Origin of the sequence: Clostridioides sp. ZZV15-6388, from assembly GCF_020657755.1 — a bacterium.
Lineage (GTDB): Bacteria > Bacillota > Clostridia > Peptostreptococcales > Peptostreptococcaceae > Clostridioides.
Window position 1 is genome coordinate 92,330 of record NZ_JAGWCU010000006.1, and the last position, 22,872, is coordinate 115,201.

Consider the following 22,872-nt stretch of genomic DNA (forward strand, 5'->3'; position numbering starts at 1 on the left):
AGAAATGGCACTAGAGGAAAGACCCAGAGAAAAGATGCTTGCTGAAGGAGTAAAAAGCTTATCAAATGCTGAATTGTTGGCTATACTTTTAAGAACTGGCAACAAACATAAAAACGCCATCGAGTTAGCTAACTATATAATAAATAGAGATATTCAGGGTATTAGACATTTAGAAGAAATGACAATAGAGGAGCTGTGTAATATAGATGGAATTGGATTGTCAAAATCAGCCCAAATTAAAGCAGCTTTAGAACTAGGCTTTAGAGTAGCTAGTTTTAAACCTATGAAGTATAAAATAAAAAATCCTTGGGATATACATAAATATTATATGAATAGTCTGAGGTATTTGAAAAAAGAGGTTTTTAAGGCAGTTCTTTTAAATACAAAAAATGAGATAATATCTGATGTAGATGTATCTGTAGGGACTTTAAACTCATCATTAGTCCATCCTAGAGAAGTTTTTAAAGAAGCTATAAAGAGAAGTGCAAGTAAAATAATAGTGATGCATAATCACCCCTCAGGAAGTGTAGAACCATCAAAGGAAGATAAAAATATTACATCCAGACTTATTAAATGTGGAGAAATAATTGGGATTGAAATAATTGACCATATAATAATTGGAGATGGATTATACTTTAGCTTTAAAGAAAATATGATAATTTGACTTTATATGTGATAAAATAGTAGGAGAATGTTTTAAACATGATTCTTAATTAGTAGGAAGGAGTAAAATCATGGCTAAGGAAAAAAAGAAAGAAAAAAGAGGTTTTTTTAGTTTTAACAAGATGACAAAGGATATGGGAATAGATTTAGGGACTGCAAATACATTAGTTTACATAAAAGGACAAGGTATTGTTGTTAGAGAACCCTCAGTTGTTGCAATAAGAGATGACAGTAAAGAAGTTTTAGCAGTAGGTGAAGAAGCTAAAAAAATGATAGGTAGAACACCAGGAAATATAGTGGCTATAAGACCAATGAAAGATGGAGTAATAGCTGACTTTGATATAACTCAATCAATGATTAGTTACTTTATACAAAAAGCAGCTGACAAAAAAGGTGTTGTAAGTCCAAGAATAGCTATATGTGTTCCTTTTGGAGTTACAGAAGTTGAAAAGAGAGCTATAGAAGAAGCTGCAAGACAAGCTGGTGCTAAAGATGCGTTCCTTATAGAAGAACCAATGGCAGCGGCTATAGGAGCTGGATTAAAGGTTGAAGAACCAGAAGGTAATATGGTAGTTGATATCGGTGGAGGTACTTCAGAAATAGCTGTAATATCTCTAGGAGGAATTGTTACTGCTAAATCTATAAGAATTGGTGGAGACGAATTTGATGAGTCTATAGTTGCCTATGTAAAAAAAGAATATAATCTTATGATAGGTGAAAGAACTGCTGAAAATGTTAAGATTAGCATAGGATCTACATTTAAAGATGATGAAGAAATAAATATGCAAATAAGAGGTAGAGATTTAATATCAGGATTACCTAAAACAATAGAAATATGTTCTACAGAAGTTAGAGAAGCATTAAAAGAGCCTGTGAGTTCAATAGTAGATGCTATAAAATCTACATTAGAAAAAACTCCACCAGAATTAGCATCAGACATAATGGAAAACGGAATAATGCTAACAGGAGGGGGAGCTATGCTTAGAGGCCTTGATAAACTTATTACACAAGAGACAGGAATGTCTGTTCAAATAGCAGAAGCTCCTCTTGATTGTGTTGCACTTGGAACAGGAAAATCTGTTGAAGACCAAGAAATTTTTGAAAAAGTATTAATGATGAATGCTAAAAATTAGAAGTTGGTGATGGCCTTGAGATTTGACAAGAATAAAAATGAGAAAAAAAGGATTAATGTTAAAGTGATAGCAACGGGCGTAGTTGCTATCACTTTAATTGGAATTGTGGGTATATCAATTGGTAAGTTTTCAAATGGAAGCCCAGTAAATTTAGGAATAGCATCAGATGCTATTACAAGTGTAGGAAAAGGAGTAAATGATGGATTTTCATTTATAAAAAATGGTTTTAAAGATATCTTAAATTATAGAGATAACTCTGAGAAGGTAAAAAAATTAGAATCAGAAAATGAAAAACTTAAAAAAGATGTTATAGCCTTGAATACCAAATTAGATAAGACAGAATCATTAGAAGAATTAAAGAAGACACTTAACTTTGTAGAGGAAAAATATAAAGCAACAAGTATCTCTACAAGTGTTGTAGGTAAAAATGATGGAAATTGGTATGAGAGTTTTATAATAGGTGCGGGAAAAAATTCAGGTGTAAAAAAAGAAAGTATAGTTATGAATGGCAGTGGTCTAGTTGGTATAGTTTATGAAGTTTCTAACGATTATAGTAAGGCAATTTCACTATTAGATTCTAAATCATCTGTAAGTTTTAAATTAGCAAAAAATGCTAGTGCTAAAGGCGCGATTACTCAAAATACTACTTTAGACAATAAGGATAGTTATAATAGTAAAGGCTACTTACAAGGTTATATGTTTGATTCATCATATAATGTAATTCAAGGAGATATAGTAACAACATCTGGTCTTGGATTTTTCCCAGAAGGCATACCAATTGGTGAGGTTGAAAAGGTAATTGATGATAAAGATAAATCACTAAAATATGTAGTTGTAAAACCTTATGTTGATTTTAAGAATATAGATGACGTTGTAGTCATAGAACCAAGAAATATAGGATAAAGGGGATAAAAAACAATGAAAAAAGTTTTACTTTGTCTATTGGGTATTGTGGTTATGACTATAGAGAATAGTATAACAAATTATATAAATATTTTTGGTATAAGCTTTAATTTAGTTCTTATATATGTGACTATAATTTCTCTTTATTTGGATGAATTAGAGGGTGGAATTATAGCAGCCATAATAGGGCTTATTAAGGACATAACCATTGGTGGAATTCTTGGTGTAAATGCATTAGTTTTGTTTGTTATTGCATATGCGATTGGGCACATGAGGGATCAACTATATAAAGGTAGCTATATTATTACTTTCGTTTTGGTTTTAATAGGAAGTTTAATTGATTCAATTGTCAATATAGGTACATCTAGTATAATCTATCAAAGCTATAGCATATCAACACTTTTAGTAAAGGGTCTACTAGTAGCACCAATAGTGAATAGTTTAATTGGTTTAATAATATATCGCTTGTCTAAAAGAGCAGTTTTAAAACTTAAAGAAGATTAGTTGGTGATTTCATGGAAGAAAATAAACAAGTTGATAGATTGAAAATAATGAAAATAGTCATAAGTTTGATATTTTTAGCTATTTTAGTAAAAATAGTCTACATGACTACATTTAAATATGAATACTACAATGAGTTAGCTGAAAATAAAACATATAAAAAATTGGCAATAGAAGCTCCAAGAGGAGAAATAAAAGACAGATATGGAAGATTGCTAGCAGGAAATAAAAATTTATTTACGGTTCAGGTTTCAGGTAACGATATTAATAAAAAAGATGCTAATAAGCGTTCAAGAGCAAATGAAATATCATTGAAGCTTATAAATTTACTTGAGAAAAATGGTGAAGAATATGTAGATGAATTTCCTATATATGTAGAAAATGGAAAGTACTATTATACATATGACAGAGAGATTAGAGAATATAAATCAGAAAATGGAATACCAAGTGATTATAATGCTAAAGAGAGTTTTTATTACTTGGTAGATAAACTTATATCAGCAGGAATCTTGTCTCAAGAAGATAAAAGGCTAGATGCAACAAAATTACAAGCAAAACTAAATGAAAATGGATACTATCCTCCTATTTTAGTTAGTAAATGGATGTTTACAGCAGAGAGAGATAAGAGAGATTGGTTGGCCAGTTATAAAATAAAAGAGACTAATTTAAGTGCTGAAAAAGCGTTTGAAAAAGTAAGAAATAGTGATGCATTTAAGATTGATAAAAGTTTAAGTAATGAAGATGCAAGAAAAATAATGGTTGTAAGAGACTTAATAAAATCAAAAGGATATTCTCAATATAATCCAGTAACAATTGCAAAAGATGTAGGAGAAACTACCATTGCACAGATTGAAGAAAGTGCTATGGACCTTGTTGGTGTTTCAGTAGCAGTTGAACCAGTGAGATATTATCCTAATGGAACTTTAGCTTCACATATGTTAGGGTATGTAGGAAAAATGCCATCAACTCAAATAGAATCATATCTACAAAAAGGATATAAAACAGGAGATATGGTAGGTCTTGCAGGAGTAGAAAAAAGTAATGAAAGCAAGCTAAGAGGAACTGATGGTTATAAAATGGTTAAAGTTGATGCATTGGGTAGAATCAGTAAAGAGATTGAATCTAAAAAACCTAAATCAGGAGATACTGTATACCTTACATTAGATAAAGATTTACAAGAGGTTTCAGATAATGCATTGAAACAGATAATAGAAGTTGCTTCAAAAGGAGGTACTTTTAAAAGTAAGTTTGGGGATAAGCCAATTAGTGCATATGCAGGAAAGGCACAATCAGCAGCTCTTATAGCTATTGATGTTAAAAATGGAGAAGTTTTAGCTTCATCAAGTTATCCTGACTATGACCCAAATAAATTTGCAAAGGGTATTTCTACAGAAGACTATAAAGCACTACAACCAAAGAATCCAAATGACTTACTAGCAGGAAGTCCACTATTAAACTTAGTTACACAAGGGGAATTCCAGCCAGGTTCTTCATTTAAGATGGTAACTTCAATGGCAGCTTTAGAAAATGGCCTAAATCCAAATTTCACTATAAATGACCCTGGAGTTATTATGTTAGGGAAAAAATCATTTGGGGACTATGTGTGGAACCATGGTAGAGGAAATCATGGTATGACAAATTTATATAAAGCTATACAAGAGTCTTGTAATATATATATGGCAACTATTGGTACAGGTAAGACATGGCCAGATGGAAAAAGTATTGGCATAGATATGAATGCAAATAAGATACTTGAGTATGCAAAATTATTTGGATTAGATGAAAATACTGGGCTTGAAGACGAAGTAGAAGAAAGAGCAGGTAAGGTGCCTAGTACAGAGGATAAATTAAAATCAACACAAGCATTGTTAAAATCAGCTTTAGATAGAGAAATGGCCAATGACTTTGTTGATATAACTAGAGATAAAAATCCTAAAGAATACGAAAAAAGAATCGATGAAATTGTAAGTTGGGCAGCTGAAAAGAAAACTCCTGGTAGAGTAGAAACAATGAATAGATTGAAAAAATTGGACGTTAAAGAAAATAGAGTGGAAGATGTAGCAGATATGGCAGTATTTAGTTACTTTAACTTTGCAAAATGGAGTACTGCTGATACATTCAACTTAGCTATAGGGCAAGGTGAAAATGCCTATACACCAGCTCAAATATCAAGATACGTAGCTGCTATAGCAAATGGAGGTAATTTAGTAGAATTATCTGTAGTTGATAGAGCTGTTTCAAGTGATTATTCATCAGTAAAAATCAATGACCAAAAGAAAGTAGAAAAAATAGCTTTCAAAAATCCTGATAATCTAAAGGAACTAACAAAAGGTATGAAATTGGTTGCGAGACAAGGTACAGCAAAAAGTGCTTTTGCTGATTTCCCAATAGATGTAGCAGCAAAGACTGGTACAGCTGAGAAAAGTGGTAAAATACCTACAGATAATGAATATGAATATTTAAAGAGTCATATGTCATCTTATAATGTTAATCTAAATGATGCAATTAAAATGGCTGATAAGATGAAGGCAGAAAAAGAAAAAGAACTTTCATTAGCTAAAGAAAAAGAAATAAAGAAAAAACTAGAAAATAAAGATTTAAAAGACGAAGAAAGAAAGAAATTAGAAGAAGAATTAGAAGATGGAGTAAAAGTTAAATTAGAAGATACTGATAAAGTGAATTCTTCATATTTAAGAAAAGCTATAAAAGAATTAAATCCAAAAATAACAGATGACCAAATAGATAAGTTTAAAGCAGATTATGGTTCTTTTACATGGACTGTTGCATTTGCACCAGCAGATGACCCAGAAATAGCTGTTGTATGTGTAATTCCTCAAGGAGATTCAAGTGTATTCTCACTTTTACCAACTAGAGAAGTTATTGGAACATATATGGGATTAGAGCCAACTAATGGCAAAAAAGACAACAAGACGGATGATGTTAATAATTCTTCTGACGAAAATATAAATTTCGAGTCACAAATCAATAGATAAGCTAAATCCATTTATAAACTTTAGCTTTATGTAGAAAAAATAAAAGGGTTTAAAGCGCATTTGAAGAATATAAATGATATATCACTCTGGAGGTTGTTATGTCTTTAAGAGAAATTTGTAGTCAAGAACTAGTAGAGTTCAAGGGTAATAAAAGAGGGATAATAGTAAATATAAAAAGAGAAGCTCCATTTGAAGAAATACAAGAAAATATAATAAACAAATTGGAAGCATATGTTGGTTTTTTTAATGGTGCTAAAATTAGTAAAATTAACAGTGATTATTTAACTGACATGGAGATTCTAGAATTAAAAGAAGGAATTACTTCTAGATTTGATGTGGAATTTGTTGAAGATCAAAAAATTGAAGAAAATAATAATTTTCAAACAAAATATGTCAATACCCTAAGATCTGGTGAAAATATTGAATTTGAAGGTGACGTAGTCATATTAAATGATATGAGACCTGGTTCAAAGGTCATTTCAAAATCAAATACAGTTGTTATGGGAGATATAAATGCTGGTGCTAAGGTTGTAGCAGGAGGAAATGTTTTTGTAATGGGGAAAATAGAAGGTTTTGTGCATGCAGGTTCAGAGGGTAATGAGTTTGCCTATGTTGTTGCTGGAAATCTTAATCCAAAAATATTGCAAATAGCAGATAATATTGCAGAAGCTCCAGATGATGAAGAAAATTATGAAATTGAATCAGAAATTAGCCCAGAAATAGCCTTTGTGAGTAATGGAAGAATTGTAATCGAAAGCTATTTGTCAAAGTTGGACAAATAGAAAGAAAAATAGGGGGTAGTATTATGAGCGAAGTTATAGTTATAACATCCGGTAAAGGTGGAGTTGGAAAAACTACTACCGCAGCAAACTTAGGAACTGCGCTAAGCCTAGAAAATAAAAAAACTGTAGTTGTAGATGCAGATATTGGACTTAGAAATTTAGATGTAGTAATGGGTCTTGAAAATCGAATAGTTTACGACATAGTAGATGTTGTTGAAGGAACTTGTAGGCTTAAGCAAGCTCTAATAAAAGACAAAAGATTTGATAATCTATATTTATTACCAGCAGCACAAACTAGAGATAAAAATGCTGTATCAGTTGAGCAAATGGTTGACCTATGTGAAAAATTAAAAGAATCTTTCGAGTATGTAATAATAGACTGCCCAGCAGGTATTGAACAAGGATTTAAAAATGCAATAGCAGGTGCAGATAGAGCTATCGTGGTTACAAATCCAGAGATATCAGCAGTAAGAGATGCAGATAGAATAATAGGTCTATTAGAAGCAAATGAAATAAAAGAAATAAGATTAGTTATAAATAGAATTAGAAATGATATGGTTAAGCGTGGAGACATGATGGACAAACAAGATATAATAGAAATACTAGCAATAGATTTATTAGGTCTTGTTCCTGATGATGAGAGTATAATTATATCAACAAATAAAGGGGAACCAGCAATACTTGATTCAAAATCTCTTGCTGGTCAAGCATACAAAAATATCGCAAAAAGGATACTAAATGAAGAAGTTCCTCTACTTGAACTTGAAGTTGAAGATGGATTCTTTGGTAGACTAAAAAAAATGTTTAGCATGGCTAAGTAGCAAAGGAGGATACATCTGTGTTAGATTTATTTAGAGTTTTTTCTAACGAAGCTAAAACTAGTAAATCTGTTGCTAAAGAGAGGTTAAAACTAGTTTTAGTTCATGATAGAGTAGATTGTTCACCACAACTTTTAGAGATGATAAAAACAGATATTTTAAAAGTAATAGCCAACTATGCAGAAATAGAAGAAGATGGCCTTGAAATAAAAATGTCTAAATGCAGAGGTGAACATGATGACAAACCTGTATCTGCATTAGTTGCTAATATACCATTAAAGAATATTAAAGATAGATGTATGTAATTAGTGCTTAAAAGGGGGATATCCTTATTGGTATATGCCCCTTTTATTTAATTATGTGTTTAAAGATAGAAAGACGGTGATTCTTTGAAAAAAATCAATATTAATTATAAGTCGACAATTAAGTTGATAAAACAGTTAGACTGGAAACTTATAGTTACAGTATTAGCTATCTTTATTTTTGGACTTGTTATACTTAGTAGTGCAACACATGCTAATTCTACAGGTTCATATGAGCAATTACTTAAGCAAGGACTAGCTTTTGTGCTTGGAATAGGAATGATTATAGTCATACTATTTTTTGACTATAATCTTCTAGGAAGGTACTATAAAGCTCTTTATATAATAAGCCTTGTTTTATTAGCTCTTGTTTTATTACCTGGAATTGGTGTAGAAAGAGCTGGAGCAAGGTCTTGGTTAAATTTAGGTCCACTTGATTTGCAAACATCTGAAATAGTCAAATTAACATTTGTACTTAGTTATGCAAAGATACTTGAGACAAAAAAGGATAAATTAAATACATTAAAAGAAGTTATACCTGTTGTAGTTTATTCTCTTCCATTTATTGGATTACTACTTGCTCAACCAGACTTAGGAACAGGAATTGTATTTTGTTGTATGGTATTTGCAATGCTGTTTACAGCAGGTCTTAGTTCTAAGCTAATAAAAAGAGGAATAATAATACTATTGGTATCAATGCCATTGATGTATTTAATGATGGCAGACCATCAAAAAGTAAGAATAGAAGCCTTCCTAAATCCAGAAGATATAACATTAAAGGGAAACTATCAGGTTATGCAATCTTTGATAGCAATAGGCTCTGGTGGTATGACTGGAAAAGGTCTATATAATGGAAGTCAGAACCAAGAAGATTTCTTACCAGTACAAGACAGTGACTTTATATTTGCTGTTGTGGGTGAAGAACTTGGTGTAATAGGAATGGCAGTGCTTATAATCTTATTTGCAATATTTCTATTACGGATTTTAGCAATTGCAAGAGATGCTAAGGATTTTTATGGAACCCTCATTGTAGTTGGTGTTATGGGTATGTTTGCTTACCAGATAATCCAAAACATTGCTATGACTGTTGCGTTAATTCCGGTAACAGGAGTAACATTACCTTTTGTAAGTTATGGAGGAAGTTCACTATTAACATCTTTAGCCAATTTAGGATTAGTACTAAATGTTTGTATGAGAAGAAAGAAAATAAATTTCTAAGTGTAAGACTTCTAAACATAAATTGAGGAGATTGAGTATAATGAATATAGCATTAGTAGCACATGACCAAATGAAAAATACTATGGTAGGATTTTGTATAGGTTATGAAGCGATTTTAAAAAAATATGGACTATATGCAACTGGAACTACAGGAAAAAGAATAATGGATGAAACTGAATTAAAGATTACTAGATTGGCATCTGGACCTTTAGGCGGAGACCAGCAAATAGGTTCTTTAATAGTGACACAAGAGATAGATTTAGTTATTTTTTTGAGAGACCCACTTACATCTCAACCTCATGAAACAGATATACAAGCTTTGATAAGACTTTGTGATGTGTACCACGTTCCAATAGCTACAAATCTAGCTTCTGCGGAAATATTTATAAAAGCTCTTGATAGGGGAGAACTATCATGGAGAGAAGTTAGGAAGAACAAAAGTCAGCGTGTCTAATAAAAATAAATAGTATATAAAATTAGAGGTAGCTAAAATAGCTACCTCATTTTAATTTGCTCTATAAGATAAAAACTCTAATATAAGTTTTTTATATAATTTGAATGATGGACTATAGATATATGTCATTTAAATAAAAATAACTATTTAACTAATTTTGCAAATTTTGCACCAAATTCCATACATTCGTTTAATGTTTCTTCACTAGGGAAGAATTTTTTCTTAAGAGATTCTACAGGCATTTTGAATGTCATAGCTTTAAGTAAAGTTTCAGCCATAGTTATACCTTCACCACTCCAACCAAATGAACCAAATACTCCTGCTATCTTACCTTGATTAGCCATTGGGTCTATAACAGAGAATAAATCCCACATAGGTTTAACCATTGTTTTGTTTATAGTTGGAGAACCTAATAGTATTACTTTTGATACTACTAATGTATCATGCATCTCTGTCAATGTCATATTTTCTAAATCATATAATTCAGCTTTTGCACCTTCTTTATCAAGTCCTTCTTTTATCTTTTTAGCCATTTCTAAAGTATTGCTATAAGCTGATAAGTAGAATATAGAAACTTGATTTTGATTAGTTGTATTAATAGCTTCTGTAGACCACTCAACATATCTCTTTACAGCCGCCATTGGGTCTTTAGTAAGCATTGGACCATGAGAAGTCAATATAGTATCAAATTCTATGTTCATTCCTACAACCTTATCTACAGCACTTAAAACGTGCTTAGCAAATGGCTTAACTATGCAATCATAGTAATGTTTAGCTGATTTTAGATAATCTTCACTGTTTACCACTTCTGCATCAACACTTGCAAAGTGGCAACCAAATGCGTCACAAGTTAAAAGAGTCTTGTCCTCTTCAATGTAAGTAAACATTGTATCAACCCAATGTAAGAATGGAGCAGTTATAAATTTAAGATTTCTCTTACCGATATTTAAAACTTCACCATCTTTTATTACATGACAATTAAAAGGTCTATTTATTTGACCATCTAAGTATAATTTAGCAGCTTTAGTACAATAAACTTCTATATTAGGATTTAAATCTAATAAGTATTTTAAACTACCAGCATGGTCTGGCTCTGTATGATGGACTACAACATAGTCAATTTTAGCTATATCAGTAACTTCTGATAAATTACTTAGAAATTCATCCTTAAAATTTGCTTTTACTGTGTCAAATAAAACCGTTTTTTCGTCCTTTATTAAGTAAGAATTATAAGTTGTCCCAAACTCAGTTTCCATTATTATGTCGAATACTTTTAAACCTTCATCTACTACGCCAGTAAAGTAGATATCTTTTTTTACTTCAAAAACTTTACTCATTTTTAACCCTCCTAAAAATTATCATTATATAAATAACATACCCCATTTTGAGGTTAGTGAAACAAAAGATGTCATTATAAGTCACTAAAAACATAGTTTTATGTTTATAATATATCATATTTAGTAAAAAATCTGTATTTTAATAAAAATTTAATAGAAAATATTATTAAATATTTTTAGATATCCTATTTTGTGAATAATATAGCTTTTAAATTCAATATTTTAGTTATATTTTTGATAGAAAATATTTTATCGTGTATAATATTACTTATAAATAAGAATAAAAATAAAGAACTTGTTTGGAGGAATTTTAATAAATGAATAAAGTAGACTTAAAAAAAATCTTAAAAAAAGTAGAAAAGCCTGCTAGATATCTTGGGAATGAAATAAATTCAATTCATAAAGATACTAGTAATAGTGAATTGATAAGATATGCACATTGCTTTCCAGACCTGTATGAAGTTGGTATGAGTCATCTAGGGAGCCATATATTATACGATGTAATAAATAAAAGTGAAGATGTATTTTGTGAGAGAGTGTATTCTCCTGCTGTTGACATGGAAAATATAATGAGAGAAAAAAATATACCATTATTTGCATTAGAGTCAAGAGAGCCTATAACAAACTTTGATTTTGTTACTTTTACACTTCAATATGAACTTTCATACACTAATATCTTAAATATATTAGATTTAGCTAATATACCAATATTAAAAGAAGAAAGAAAATTGGAAGACCCATTTATAATGGTTGGTGGTCCTTGTGCTTATAACTCTGAACCTTTAGCAGATTTTGTAGATGTAGTAATATTAGGTGAAGGTGAAGAAGTTAACTTAGAAGTAGTAAATGAGTATAAAGAGTGGAAGAAAAATAAAACAACTAGAGATGATTTTTTATACAGAATATCAAGTATAGAAGGAGTATACATACCAAGTTTTTATGATGTTAAATACAATGAAGATGGCACAGTTCAAAGTGTAACTCCTAATAGAGAAGGGATTATTAAGAGTCCTACTAAGAGGATAATAAAAGATGTTGAAACTGTAGATTATCCAGAAAAATTAATAGTACCTTATATAGATACTGTTCATGATAGAATAGTGTTAGAATTGTTTAGAGGCTGTACAAGAGGATGTAGATTTTGTCAAGCTGGTATGATATACAGACCAATAAGAGAAAAGAGTGTTGAAAGACTTAAAGAGATACTTGACAAATTAGTTAAAAATACTGGATATGATGAGATATCATTATCATCACTTAGTACAAGTGATTATAGTAAGTTGTCTGAGCTTACTGATTATTTAGTAGACGAATATGCATCTAATAATATAGGAATTTCACTTCCATCACTTAGATTAGACAATTTCTCAATGGAGATTGCTGATAAAATACAACAAGTAAGAAAGTCTGGACTTACTTTTGCTCCAGAGGCAGGAACTCAGAGACTTAGAGACGTTATAAATAAAGGTGTTACAGAAGAAGACTTAGAAAATGCAACAAAAAGAGCTTTTGAAATGGGATGGAATAGTGTTAAACTATATTTTATGATTGGATTGCCAACTGAGACTTATGACGATTTGGATGGAATAGCCAAATTAGCTTATAAAGTTATTGATATTTACAGAAATGTAAATGGAGGAAAGCTAAAGAGAAGCTTTGGTGTTACAGTAAGTACATCTACATTTGTACCAAAACCATTTACACCTTTCCAGTGGCATGGTCAAGATACGACAGAAGAAGTAGTTGATAAGCAAAGACATTTAGTCAATAAATTGAGAAATAACAATATAAAATATAACTACCATGATTCAAAGACTAGCTTAATGGAAGCTGTAGTAGCTAGAGGAGATAGAAAGATAGGAAAAGTTATATATGACGCATTTAAATTAGGTGCAAAATTTGATGGCTGGGCAGAACACTTCAGTTTAGATATATGGAAGGAAGCTATGGAAAAAAACAATCTTTCTATAGATTTCTATGCACATAGAAATAGAGGGTATGAAGAGGTATTCCCTTGGGACCATATAGATGTAGGTGTAAGTAAAAAATTCTTGATTAGAGAAGATGAAAATGCTAAAAAAGAAAAAATCACTTCTGATTGCAGACATAATTGTAATGGTTGTGGAATAAATATACATGATATAGGAAGGGGGCTTTGTTAATATGAGTAAAATAATGAGAGTCAAATTTAAAAAAGAAGGTGATATGATATATATATCACATCTTGACCTTCAACGATTATTACAAAGAGCATTTAGGAGAGCTGAAATAAATTTATCGCATTCTCAAGGATTTAACCCTCATCCTAAGATGAGTTATGGTAATGCTTTAGCATTAGGAATAGAAAGCCAAGGCGAGTATGTAGATATTGAGATAGAAGATGATTTATCGGTAGATGAGTTTTTAGGTAAAGTGTCAGTTCAACTTCCAGAGGGGATAGAGTTTATTAAAGCAAAGGAAATTGATAGACAGACACCTTCTCTTTCTTCTGTGATAGATTATGGAGAGTATCTGTTTAATATAGATTTAAAAAGACCTTTGACTAAAGAATTTGTAAAAAGAAAAGTAATTGACTTTATGAATAATAAAGAAATAATCATAACAAAAAAGAATAAAAAAGGAAAAATGGTTGAAGTTGATATAAGACCTATGATAAGAACTTTTGATGTTTTAAATTTAGAAGATGACCATATTACTCTTACGGCTACTATAGCTACAGGCTCAAAAACTAATTTAAATACTAATATACTTATTCCTAAAATGTTAGAGATGTTTGAACTGGATATTGACCCATTAGAAGTTGATATATTGAGAAGAGATTTATATGTATTAGAAGATGGGGAATTAGTGACTCCTATGTAAGTTCGTGAGAGGTGAAGTTGTGAAGAAGATAGTTATTGAGTCCTTAATAGGGTCTCAGAAAACAGCAGTGCTTGAAGATGGAAAGTTAGTAGAACTTTTTGTTGAAGATAATTTAAATAAAAAAACTGTATCCAATATATATCGTGGAATTGTAAAAAAAGTTATACCAGGAATAGAAGCATGTTTTGTAGATATTGGATTTAAGAAACTTGCTTATTTACAGTTAAAAAAAGAAAGTACCATAAAATCTGGTCAAGATATTTTGGTTCAAGTAAATAAAGAAGAAATTGGTACTAAGGGTGCAAAATTAAATACTGAAATTAGTATATCTGGAAGGTATATTGTTTATATACCTTCCAACGACAGAACGACTATATCAAATAAAATTACTGATGAAAGAGAAAGATTTAGATTAAAAAAAATTACCAAAGCAGTGAATAAAGAAAATTTGGGGTTAATAATAAGAACTGAAGCTCAAGGATGTACTCATGATGAAATAAAAAAAGATATAGAAGAGTTGAAGTTGAAGTATGATAATATTTTAAAAGAATATAAACTTGGTATAGGACCAAAGTTATTATATAAGTCCTTAGATTTTGCAACTAAATATGTAAAAGATAATGTAAATGATGAGATTGAGTCTATAATTACCAATAATTATGATAAATATTGTGAATTAAAACCTACTTTGAAGCTTATAAATAATGATTATATTGATAAATTATGCCTTGAAGAAAATAAAGATGTATTTGATTTATATAGAATAGAATCTCAAATAGAAAAATTATTAAATGAAAAAGTATGGTTAAAGAGTGGTGGTTATTTAATAATAGAAAAGACAGAAGCTCTTACCGTTATAGATGTAAATACAGGTAAGTTTGTTGGAACTGGTAAACTTGATGATACTGTTTATAAAACAAATATTGAAGCTGCAAAGGAAATTGTAAGACAACTTAGAATCAGAGATATAGCTGGAATAATAATAATTGATTTTATTGATATGTATAAAAAGAAATATCAAAATGAGGTATTACACATATTAGAGGAAGAGTTTAGTAAAGATAAGAGAAAAGCTGAAGTGTTAGGCATGACAAAACTTGGCTTAGTGGAAGTTGCAAGAAGAAGAGAAAAAGAGTCTGTTGATAAGTATTATTTAATGGCTTGCCCATGCTGTGATGGAATGAAAGCTATAAAATCTATACATCATATAGTAGATAGTGTCGAAAAAGAAATTATGAGAATAAGTGAGCATACAGTTTACAAAAACATAATAATAGAATTCAATGATTTTGTTTTTAAACAAATAAAAGAGGATTATATGGATATAATTGATAAAATTGGTGAAAAATATAATATAAAAATTTCTTTAAACGCAAACAGCGCATTAAAACACAACAAAACAAATGTTATTTTTGATAAAGTAGTTGACAATAAAATGTAAATATTTTATAATTAATAATTGTAATGCCGCACAGTAAAGGTCTAAATCTTCTAATGAAGTACCTTGTACTGGCGAGTTTGAGGCCGAGGAGGTGTATTTAATGTACGCTATAGTAAAGACTGGTGGAAAGCAATATAAAGTTTCTGAAGGTGATGTATTATTCGTTGAAAAGTTAGAAGCTAACGCAGGTGATGTTGTTACTTTAAACGAAGTATTAGCTTGCTCTAAAGATGGAGAATTAAAATTAGGTTCTCCAGTAGTAGAAGGAGCATCTGTTCAAGCAAAAGTTGTTGAGCAAGGTAAAGCTAAGAAAGTTATAGTTTTCAAGTATAAAGCAAAAAAAGATTACAGAAGAAAACAAGGACATCGTCAATCATACACTAAGATAGTTGTAGAAAAAATCAACGCTTAGTTATTGGACTAGTTATGATAAAGGTTAAATATTATTATAATGATGATTTCTTGTTGCAAGGTTTTTGTTTAAAGGGACATGCTGATTTTGCTGAAATAGGCTATGATATAGTCTGTGCTGCAGTTACGTCTAATGCTATTGCAGTTATAAACTCTTTAGACAAGTTACAAAAGATTGAATTTGAAAAAGTAGTAGGAGAAGAGGGGCATATCGAATGTATCGTTAAAGATACATATCTAAAAGATGCACAGTTATTACTAAATCACTTTCAATTAGCGGTTGAAGAAATTAAACGGGAATACCCAAAAAATATAAAAATTTTAAAAAAGTAGGGGGTGACTCCATATGTTAAACATGAATTTACAATTATTAGCATCTAAAAAAGGGGTAGGTTCTTCTAAAAATGGTAGAGATTCTATATCTAAAAGATTAGGTGTTAAGAGATTCGATGGGCAATTAGTAACTGCTGGAAGTATAATAGTTAGACAAAGAGGAACTAAAATACATCCAGGAACTAATGTTGGAAAAGGTAGCGATGATACTTTATTTGCATTAGTTGATGGTACTGTTAAATTCGAAAGAAAAGACAAGAAGAGAAAAAAAGTTAGTATATATCCAGTAGCAATAGCTGAGTAATATACATAAAAGGAGTGTTGAGGCACTCCTTTTTCTTATAATACTGATGAATTTATAATAGTATTTTTGGTAATGCTAATTAAAAGTTTTCAATTAAGTAGGTGAAGAATTTGTTTATAGATAAAGCGAGAATATTTGTTAAAGCTGGAAATGGTGGAAATGGTTCGGTAGCATTTAGAAAAGAAAAATATGTTCCAGCTGGTGGGCCAGATGGTGGAGATGGTGGTCGTGGAGCGAGCATCATATTTGAAGTTGATTTAGGTCTTAGAACATTAATGGACTTTAAATACCAGAAAAAATATCAAGCTCAACATGGTGGCGACGGTAGCAAAGGTAAAAGAGCTGGTAAAAATGGAGAAAGCTTAATATTAAAAGTACCAGCAGGTACAGTAGTAAGAGATGAAGCGACAGGTCTTGTATTAGCAGATTTAAAGAAAGAAGGAGATACAGCAGTAGTTGCAAAAGGTGGTATAGGTGGTAAAGGTAATCAACACTTTGCAAATGCAGTAAGACAAGCTCCGGCTTTTGCAAAGTCTGGTACAGATGGAGAAGAAAGATGGATAACTCTTGAACTTAAAATGATAGCAGATGTAGGTCTTTTAGGATTTCCAAATGTAGGGAAGTCAACATTTTTATCAGTTGTAACTAAAGCTAAGCCAAAAATTGCAAACTATCATTTTACAACATTGACACCAAATTTAGGTGTTGTTCAAACTAAGTTTGGAGATAGTTTTGTATTGGCAGATATACCTGGAATTATAGAGGGTGCTTCTGAAGGTATAGGATTAGGTCATGAATTCTTAAGACATGTTGAAAGAACTAAGGTATTGATACATATTGTAGATATATCTGGACTAGAAGGTAGAGACCCGATTGAGGATTTTGACAAAATAAATGATGAGCTTAAATTATATAATGAGAAGCTTTCAACAAGACCTCAGGTTGTAGTTGCAAATAAATTTGATATATTGGAAGATGAAAGCCAATTTGAAAAATTTAAGGATGAATTAGAAGGTAGAGGATATACAGTATTTAAGATGTCTGCAGCAACTCGTCAAGGAATAGATGATGTAATTGCCTATGTTTCTAAAATGTTAAAAGAAGTAGAAGATGTGGAATTAGTTTCAGAAGAAGAAATGTATAGACCAGAACTTGATATTGGAACAGAGGAAGAATTAAACATAGATGTTGAAGATGGTGTATATGTAGTTACAGGTAAGGCACTTAGAAGAATAATGTATTCTGTGAATTTTGATGATATGGAATCACTTCAATATTTCCAAAAAGCTATGGAAGGTCAAGGTGTATTTGACAGGCTTAGAGCGATGGGAATTGAAGATGGGGATGTAGTTAGAATTTACGAATTAGAATTTGAATTTTACAATTAATTTTGATATAGAATTATAGAGGTGATAATATGTTAAAAGGAAAGCAAAGAGCATATTTAAGATCTTTAGCAAATACTTTAAAGCCTACTACACAAATTGGTAAGGAAGGCGTTACAGAAAGCTTTTTAGAGCAATTAGAGGATATGCTAAGAGTTAGAGAACTAGTAAAGGTTACTATACTAGAAAATGCAGGTCTTGATGCTAAAGAAACTGCTAATGCAGTATGTGAAGCTTTAAGAGCAGAGTTTGTTCAAGCTATTGGTTTTAAATTTACTATTTACAAGAGAAATATTGATGAGCCTAAGATACTTTTCCCAGGGCATGAGCAGGCAAAAGCTAAGGTTAAAAATAACAATGTTACAAAAAAAGGTAAACCAACTAAAAGAGCAGTTAGATAATTAATTAGATTATTTTAGAAATAATAAGTTAAAAAATATAGTGACAATTGGAAAAAATTGTATTATACTATTAACAATAAATTTAAATTAGCAATCTTATCAAGAGAGGCAGAGGGACTGGCCCTATGAAGCCCGGCAACCAGTATATTTTAATATACATTGGTGCTAAATCCTGCAGCAATTACGCTGAAAGATGAGTATAAACCCGTCATATGGCTTGAGTTTATACTCAAGCTTTTTTAATTGGCATATTTATATATATAAATAAATTAATATAATCAAAAATGATGGGGGTATGTAACAGTGAAGATAGGAATATTAGGGTATGGAACAGTAGGAAGTGGATTAATAGATTTAATAGAGAATAATACTTCAAAAAGAGAAATAGAAATAGTTGGAATTTTAGTTAAAAATAAAGAGAAGCATAAATCAAAGAGATATTTTGATAAGGTAACAACAGATATAGAAGATATATTTAACAAAGATATTGATATATTAGTCGAAGTAATTGGAGGGCTAAATCCAGCTCTTGATTATGTAACAAGAGCTCTAAATAAAAAAATACATGTAGTAACAGCAAATAAAGATTTATTAGCTGAAAGAGGTAGTGACCTTATAGAGCTGGCTAACTTAAATGATGTTAGCATTAAATTTGAAGCATCAGTAGCAGGTGGTATTCCAGTTTTAAAGCCATTAATAGAATCATTAGAAGGTAATAGTATAAAAAGTATAAATGCTATTTTAAACGGAACATGCAACTTTATATTATCAAAGATGTATGATGAAAATTTACCATATGATGTAGCTTTAAAACAAGCACAAGAGTTAGGCTTTGCAGAAGTTAATCCTGATGCAGATGTTTTAGGATATGATAGTGCTAGAAAATTATCTATATTATCTACTTTATCTTATGGGAAAATAGTATATTGGAAAGATTTGTTATTAGAAGGAATAACTTCAATAGATGAAAAGGATATAGAATATGCTAAGAAATTAAATTGTAAGATAAAATTAGTTGCTAGAAGTAAATATGAATTGGGTGAAGTAAGTGGATTTGTTAGACCAGCATTGGTGGATAATGATAATATGCTATCTAAAATAGATAATGAGTTTAATGTAGTAATTATAGTGGGAGACTCAGTAGGAGAACTTTCTTTTGTAGGTAAGGGTGCTGGAAGAGGTGCAACAGGAAGTGCTGTTTATGCTGATATCATAGATATAATAGATAATAGGAGTTCAAATATAAAGTCTTTTTCAAAAGGTAAATTGGATTTGAGTGGGCTTATAGAAGATGAATGTAGTGCGGTAGTCAGATTTAGTGAATATAATAGAGAGGGCATTTTAAAATGTTTAGATAAGTATGTAGATAGCTATAATATTATAGATGAAGAAGAGCTTGCTATTTTTGTAAATGCAAAATCAGAGCATGAAATTGACAGGTTCTTAGAAGATGTAAAAAGAAATGACTATAGTAAGTCAGTTAGAAAACTATTAAAAGTAGATTAAAACATCTATGTAATGATTGTAAAAATTTAAAGGTGAAGAAAAACAAACGTTTATTTTGTTTTTCTTCACCTTTTTAACATCTGGTGACTTAATAAGATAATAGAAAAATAGATAGATTATAACATTTTACTTATTCAATAAAAAAATTTTCACTAGCCTCGTTAATAGCTTGCTGGGTTACCCTTATATATCGCTGTGTAGTGGCTACAGAACTATGGTTTAAGAGTTCCTTAACTAATTCTAAGTTATTGTTACTCTTTTCAAATTGAGTAGTAGCGTAGAGCTTTCTAAAGCTATGTGTGCTTATGTTATACAAATTTAAGTATTTACAAATTATCCTCAATTGTTTCTGGATAGCTTTTGTCTTTATATTTACTAAGTAGTCATCTGATTTAAGATTATACTTTCTTGCATGTTCATTTATAGATTCAATTATATTTTTGTTAACAGGTCTATACTGTAGTTTACCCGTTTTTTTTTCGTTTATTTCCAACATATTACCTTTAAAATTACCTATTTTTAATCTTAAAATATCTGATATTCTTAGACCTAAATTAGCTTCTAACATTAGTGCTAATGCAACCTTAGGATTCTTTCTAAATCTTTTTTCAACGCCATTTTCACTATAAATAAAGCCCGTATGTAGTAGTTCCATTATCTTTTTATATTCGTCTATTTCTATAGGTCTTGTTGCCATTTTCAACCACTCCTCTTAGTTTGATTTGATAAGTTTAGGTCGGTATTTATTATATAATATAAATGAAATATTATATATTGGAAAAATATACCAATTAGTTTATATAAGTGTACTATATGTGATTAAGGAGAATTTTTGAAAAATATTGTTATAAAAAATTATCAAATTGTGATGAAGTAACTATGATGATAAAGTAATTAAAAAGGTTATTAAGATTATGACAAATATAATTAGAAAATGGAAGCGTTTAGTTAATTTTTATACATTTTATTTTTTTCGAAATAAGTTTTTTATAAAAAAAGTATTTTTATATCTAATCAATTTTCCGCTTGTAGATAAATTTCTCATGTGTTTTTTAGCAACAAATAAAGCTGAAATTAAGTAAATTATTATTATAATTTGAAGAATCGTGTCATAATAGCTAATATAATAGAACCAAATTAGATTATTATATATGATATTATATGTATCAGCAAAGCTAGAAACTAATACAGTAGAATTTGCAATAGGATAAAGTATAAAAATAAATAAACCTGCTAAAAGTCCATGTGCAAACTTACTTAGTATGTATAATTTTAAGTCTATATCTGTTTTTGATAAAAATGTACAACATTGAGCTAGTATAGATAATCCACTAAATCCTATCAGAAAACTAGCTAAAGATGCTCTGAGGATTTCTGGGGCACTTGTTATACTAGATACCTTATTACAACCAATTGTGATTTCAAATAGACCACTTACAAATGCTTGACAGAGTTCCTTGTTGACACCTAAAAGTGAAAGAGGTAAATATATAACTGATGCTATTAATGAGATTACATTAAATAGTGATAGTATTTTAAATACTACCGAAAAAACAATTACAAATCCACCAACTGTAAGTAATGTATTTACTCCATTAAAGACAGCATTTCCAAATAGAACAAAAAACCCATTACCACTAGAACTTCTAATATTAATTGTGTTTTTTATGTTTGTTTTTAAATCTAATTTTGTCTTTGGAAGATTTTCATTTCCATAATTTCTAAAAAAAAGACCAACCAATATAGTTCCCAAGTAATGACATAAAATCATCAAGTAACCTAAATTTGAATTTTGAAACATACCTGTACCAACTGAGCCTATTATAAATAAAGGTCCTGATGTAGAACAAAAAGATACAAGTCTTTGGGCTTCATACTTAGAAATCTGTTTATTGCTTCTAAATTCAGAAGCTAGACTTGCTCCCACTGGATAACCAGATACTGCTGATATTGCAAAAGCTAAAGCACTTTTTCCTGATACATTAAACACAAGTCTAGTTATGGGATTAATAATAAACCCTATAATATCTACTATTTTTAAATCGACAATTAGGTTTGCACCAATTATAAAAGGGAGTAGTGATGGGACTAGAACATTAGACCATATGGAAAAACCCTCTCTTGCAGATTTTATAGCTTCATTTGGGTATAAAATAATGCCTAAAACTAGAACTCCAACTATGATAGCAGGAGCGAAAAAACCAATAATTTTATTTTTTTTCATAATATCACCTGTAAATTTGAGTTATAAGATATTATATTAAAAGTAACAAAAATATATGAATCTAATAGCTTAAGATATATAATAGATATATATAACAACGACTACTACATGGGAGGGAAAAATGTTTAATAGTATAGCTAGTAAAAAAGTTTATGAACAAGTAATTGAGCAAATTCAACATAAGATATTAAATGGAGAGTTAAAAAAGGGTGATAAACTACTGTCTGAAAGAGAATTGTCTGAACAAATGAATGTAAGTAGAACCTCTATTAGAGAAGCTATCAGAGTTTTGGAAACTATGGGTGTGATAGAAAGCAGACAAGGTGAGGGTAATTTTATATGCACAAATATAGACAAAACTTTAATAGAGCCTCTATCTATGATTTTTAAACTGAATAATGGTACACTTGAAGACATACTAGAGCTTAGAATAATTTTAGAAATTGAGATTGCAAAACTTGCTTCAAAGAGAATAACTTCTTCTGAATCTATAGAATTAAAAAGTATAATAGATGAAATGAGAATAGAAACCAAGAAAAAAGATAATAATCAAATTTTGGTTTTATTAGATCAAAAATTTCACAGCAAATTGGCTACAATAAGTAAAAATTATTTAATTCAAAGTCTTTTTATAACAGCATCAAAATTGTTTGATGGATTTATAGAAGATGCAAGAGAGAAGATAATTGCAGAACCTTTAAATGAAACTATCTTACTTAAGCAACATGAAGCTATATATAATGCGGTTATAGAAAATAATACGGAACTTGCACATGAAAAAGCGAAAGAGCATATGAGATTTATAAGCAAAAACTACAGAAAAAATGAAAATTAAAAGTTTGTTATAAAATAAATTATTCTTGCAAATAGAAGATAATGGTACTATTATATAAATGTAAAA

23 protein-coding genes and 1 riboswitch are annotated in these 22,872 nt (G+C 30.0%); of the genes, 20 read left to right on the plus strand and 3 right to left on the minus strand.

Features of this window, described 5'->3' with window-relative positions:
• The first annotated feature begins 4 nt into the window (after window positions 1–4).
• The 10 genes from radC (at window position 5) to KGF48_RS05820 (ending at window position 9,767) form a co-directional block, all read left to right on the plus strand.
• Window positions 5–664, plus strand: a complete 660-nt coding sequence (gene radC / locus KGF48_RS05775) for a RadC family protein (RefSeq protein ID WP_227827470.1) — start codon at window positions 5–7, stop codon at window positions 662–664.
• A gap of 70 nt (window positions 665–734) precedes the next feature.
• Entirely contained in the window at window positions 735–1,796 is a 1,062-nt protein-coding gene (locus KGF48_RS05780) for a rod shape-determining protein (protein WP_285891643.1), read from the plus strand.
• Between the two features lie 9 nt (window positions 1,797–1,805).
• Window positions 1,806–2,699 (plus strand): rod shape-determining protein MreC, encoded by an 894-nt coding sequence (gene mreC / locus KGF48_RS05785; protein WP_227827071.1) that lies wholly within the window; start codon window positions 1,806–1,808, stop codon window positions 2,697–2,699.
• Between the two features lie 15 nt (window positions 2,700–2,714).
• Window positions 2,715–3,203 carry a rod shape-determining protein MreD gene (mreD, locus tag KGF48_RS05790; RefSeq protein WP_227434076.1) on the plus strand — a complete coding sequence of 163 codons (489 nt, stop codon included), beginning with the start codon at window positions 2,715–2,717 and terminating at the stop codon, window positions 3,201–3,203.
• Window positions 3,204–3,214: 11 nt separating this feature from the next.
• Entirely contained in the window at window positions 3,215–6,193 is a 2,979-nt protein-coding gene (locus KGF48_RS05795) for a penicillin-binding transpeptidase domain-containing protein (protein ID WP_227827072.1), read from the plus strand.
• 98 nt (window positions 6,194–6,291) lie between these two features.
• Window positions 6,292–6,975, plus strand: coding sequence for a septum site-determining protein MinC (minC, locus tag KGF48_RS05800; RefSeq protein ID WP_227434078.1), 684 nt, complete (start codon window positions 6,292–6,294; stop codon window positions 6,973–6,975).
• A gap of 23 nt (window positions 6,976–6,998) precedes the next feature.
• Window positions 6,999–7,796, plus strand: coding sequence for a septum site-determining protein MinD (gene minD / locus KGF48_RS05805; protein ID WP_227434079.1), 798 nt, complete (start codon window positions 6,999–7,001; stop codon window positions 7,794–7,796).
• 17 nt (window positions 7,797–7,813) lie between these two features.
• Entirely contained in the window at window positions 7,814–8,098 is a 285-nt protein-coding gene (minE, locus tag KGF48_RS05810; RefSeq protein ID WP_054273171.1) for a cell division topological specificity factor MinE, read from the plus strand.
• Window positions 8,099–8,182: 84 nt separating this feature from the next.
• Complete coding sequence (gene rodA, locus KGF48_RS05815) at window positions 8,183–9,313, plus strand: rod shape-determining protein RodA (protein WP_227839879.1); 1,131 nt, start codon at window positions 8,183–8,185, stop codon at window positions 9,311–9,313.
• A 40-nt stretch (window positions 9,314–9,353) separates the two neighbouring features.
• The gene (locus KGF48_RS05820; RefSeq protein ID WP_227827075.1) at window positions 9,354–9,767 is read left to right on the plus strand and encodes a methylglyoxal synthase; all 414 of its coding nucleotides are present in this window, start codon (window positions 9,354–9,356) and stop codon (window positions 9,765–9,767) included.
• A gap of 143 nt (window positions 9,768–9,910) precedes the next feature.
• On the opposite strand, the gene KGF48_RS05825 is transcribed toward KGF48_RS05820, so the two are convergent.
• A complete protein-coding gene (locus KGF48_RS05825) occupies window positions 9,911–11,104 on the minus strand; it encodes an FprA family A-type flavoprotein (RefSeq protein WP_227839886.1) in 1,194 nt (397 codons plus the stop codon).
• Window positions 11,105–11,421: 317 nt separating this feature from the next.
• On the opposite strand from KGF48_RS05825, the gene KGF48_RS05830 reads away from it, so the two are divergent.
• From KGF48_RS05830 to KGF48_RS05870, 9 genes are all read left to right on the plus strand, one after another.
• Window positions 11,422–13,266 carry a TIGR03960 family B12-binding radical SAM protein gene (locus KGF48_RS05830; protein ID WP_227839888.1) on the plus strand — a complete coding sequence of 615 codons (1,845 nt, stop codon included), beginning with the start codon at window positions 11,422–11,424 and terminating at the stop codon, window positions 13,264–13,266.
• Between the two features lies 1 nt (window position 13,267).
• On the plus strand, window positions 13,268–13,966 hold the full coding sequence (locus KGF48_RS05835; RefSeq protein ID WP_227839890.1) for a TIGR03936 family radical SAM-associated protein: 699 nt from the start codon (window positions 13,268–13,270) through the stop codon (window positions 13,964–13,966).
• A gap of 19 nt (window positions 13,967–13,985) precedes the next feature.
• A complete protein-coding gene (locus KGF48_RS05840; protein WP_227839892.1) occupies window positions 13,986–15,407 on the plus strand; it encodes an Rne/Rng family ribonuclease in 1,422 nt (473 codons plus the stop codon).
• Window positions 15,408–15,507: 100 nt separating this feature from the next.
• Entirely contained in the window at window positions 15,508–15,819 is a 312-nt protein-coding gene (gene rplU, locus KGF48_RS05845) for a 50S ribosomal protein L21 (RefSeq protein WP_003419082.1), read from the plus strand.
• 14 nt (window positions 15,820–15,833) lie between these two features.
• Window positions 15,834–16,151: a ribosomal-processing cysteine protease Prp gene (locus tag KGF48_RS05850; RefSeq protein WP_227839894.1), complete on the plus strand. Its 318-nt coding sequence runs from the start codon at window positions 15,834–15,836 to the stop codon at window positions 16,149–16,151.
• 13 nt (window positions 16,152–16,164) lie between these two features.
• On the plus strand, window positions 16,165–16,455 hold the full coding sequence (gene rpmA, locus KGF48_RS05855; protein WP_003419086.1) for a 50S ribosomal protein L27: 291 nt from the start codon (window positions 16,165–16,167) through the stop codon (window positions 16,453–16,455).
• A gap of 110 nt (window positions 16,456–16,565) precedes the next feature.
• A complete protein-coding gene (gene obgE / locus KGF48_RS05860; RefSeq protein WP_227839896.1) occupies window positions 16,566–17,843 on the plus strand; it encodes a GTPase ObgE in 1,278 nt (425 codons plus the stop codon).
• Window positions 17,844–17,872: 29 nt separating this feature from the next.
• Window positions 17,873–18,241 carry a YhbY family RNA-binding protein gene (locus KGF48_RS05865; protein WP_227434088.1) on the plus strand — a complete coding sequence of 123 codons (369 nt, stop codon included), beginning with the start codon at window positions 17,873–17,875 and terminating at the stop codon, window positions 18,239–18,241.
• Between the two features lie 93 nt (window positions 18,242–18,334).
• A riboswitch (SAM riboswitch) is annotated at window positions 18,335–18,441 on the plus strand.
• Window positions 18,442–18,544: 103 nt separating this feature from the next.
• A complete protein-coding gene (locus tag KGF48_RS05870; RefSeq protein WP_227839898.1) occupies window positions 18,545–19,747 on the plus strand; it encodes a homoserine dehydrogenase in 1,203 nt (400 codons plus the stop codon).
• 130 nt (window positions 19,748–19,877) lie between these two features.
• On the opposite strand, the gene KGF48_RS05875 is transcribed toward KGF48_RS05870, so the two are convergent.
• Window positions 19,878–20,444, minus strand: coding sequence for a tyrosine-type recombinase/integrase (locus tag KGF48_RS05875; RefSeq protein WP_227434090.1), 567 nt, complete (start codon window positions 20,442–20,444; stop codon window positions 19,878–19,880).
• Window positions 20,445–20,711: 267 nt separating this feature from the next.
• Complete coding sequence (locus KGF48_RS05880) at window positions 20,712–21,971, minus strand: nucleoside recognition domain-containing protein (RefSeq protein WP_227839900.1); 1,260 nt, start codon at window positions 21,969–21,971, stop codon at window positions 20,712–20,714.
• A 121-nt stretch (window positions 21,972–22,092) separates the two neighbouring features.
• Between KGF48_RS05880 and KGF48_RS05885 the strand changes: the two genes are divergently transcribed.
• A complete protein-coding gene (locus KGF48_RS05885) occupies window positions 22,093–22,806 on the plus strand; it encodes a FadR/GntR family transcriptional regulator (protein WP_227839901.1) in 714 nt (237 codons plus the stop codon).
• The last annotated feature ends 66 nt before the right edge of the window (window positions 22,807–22,872 follow it).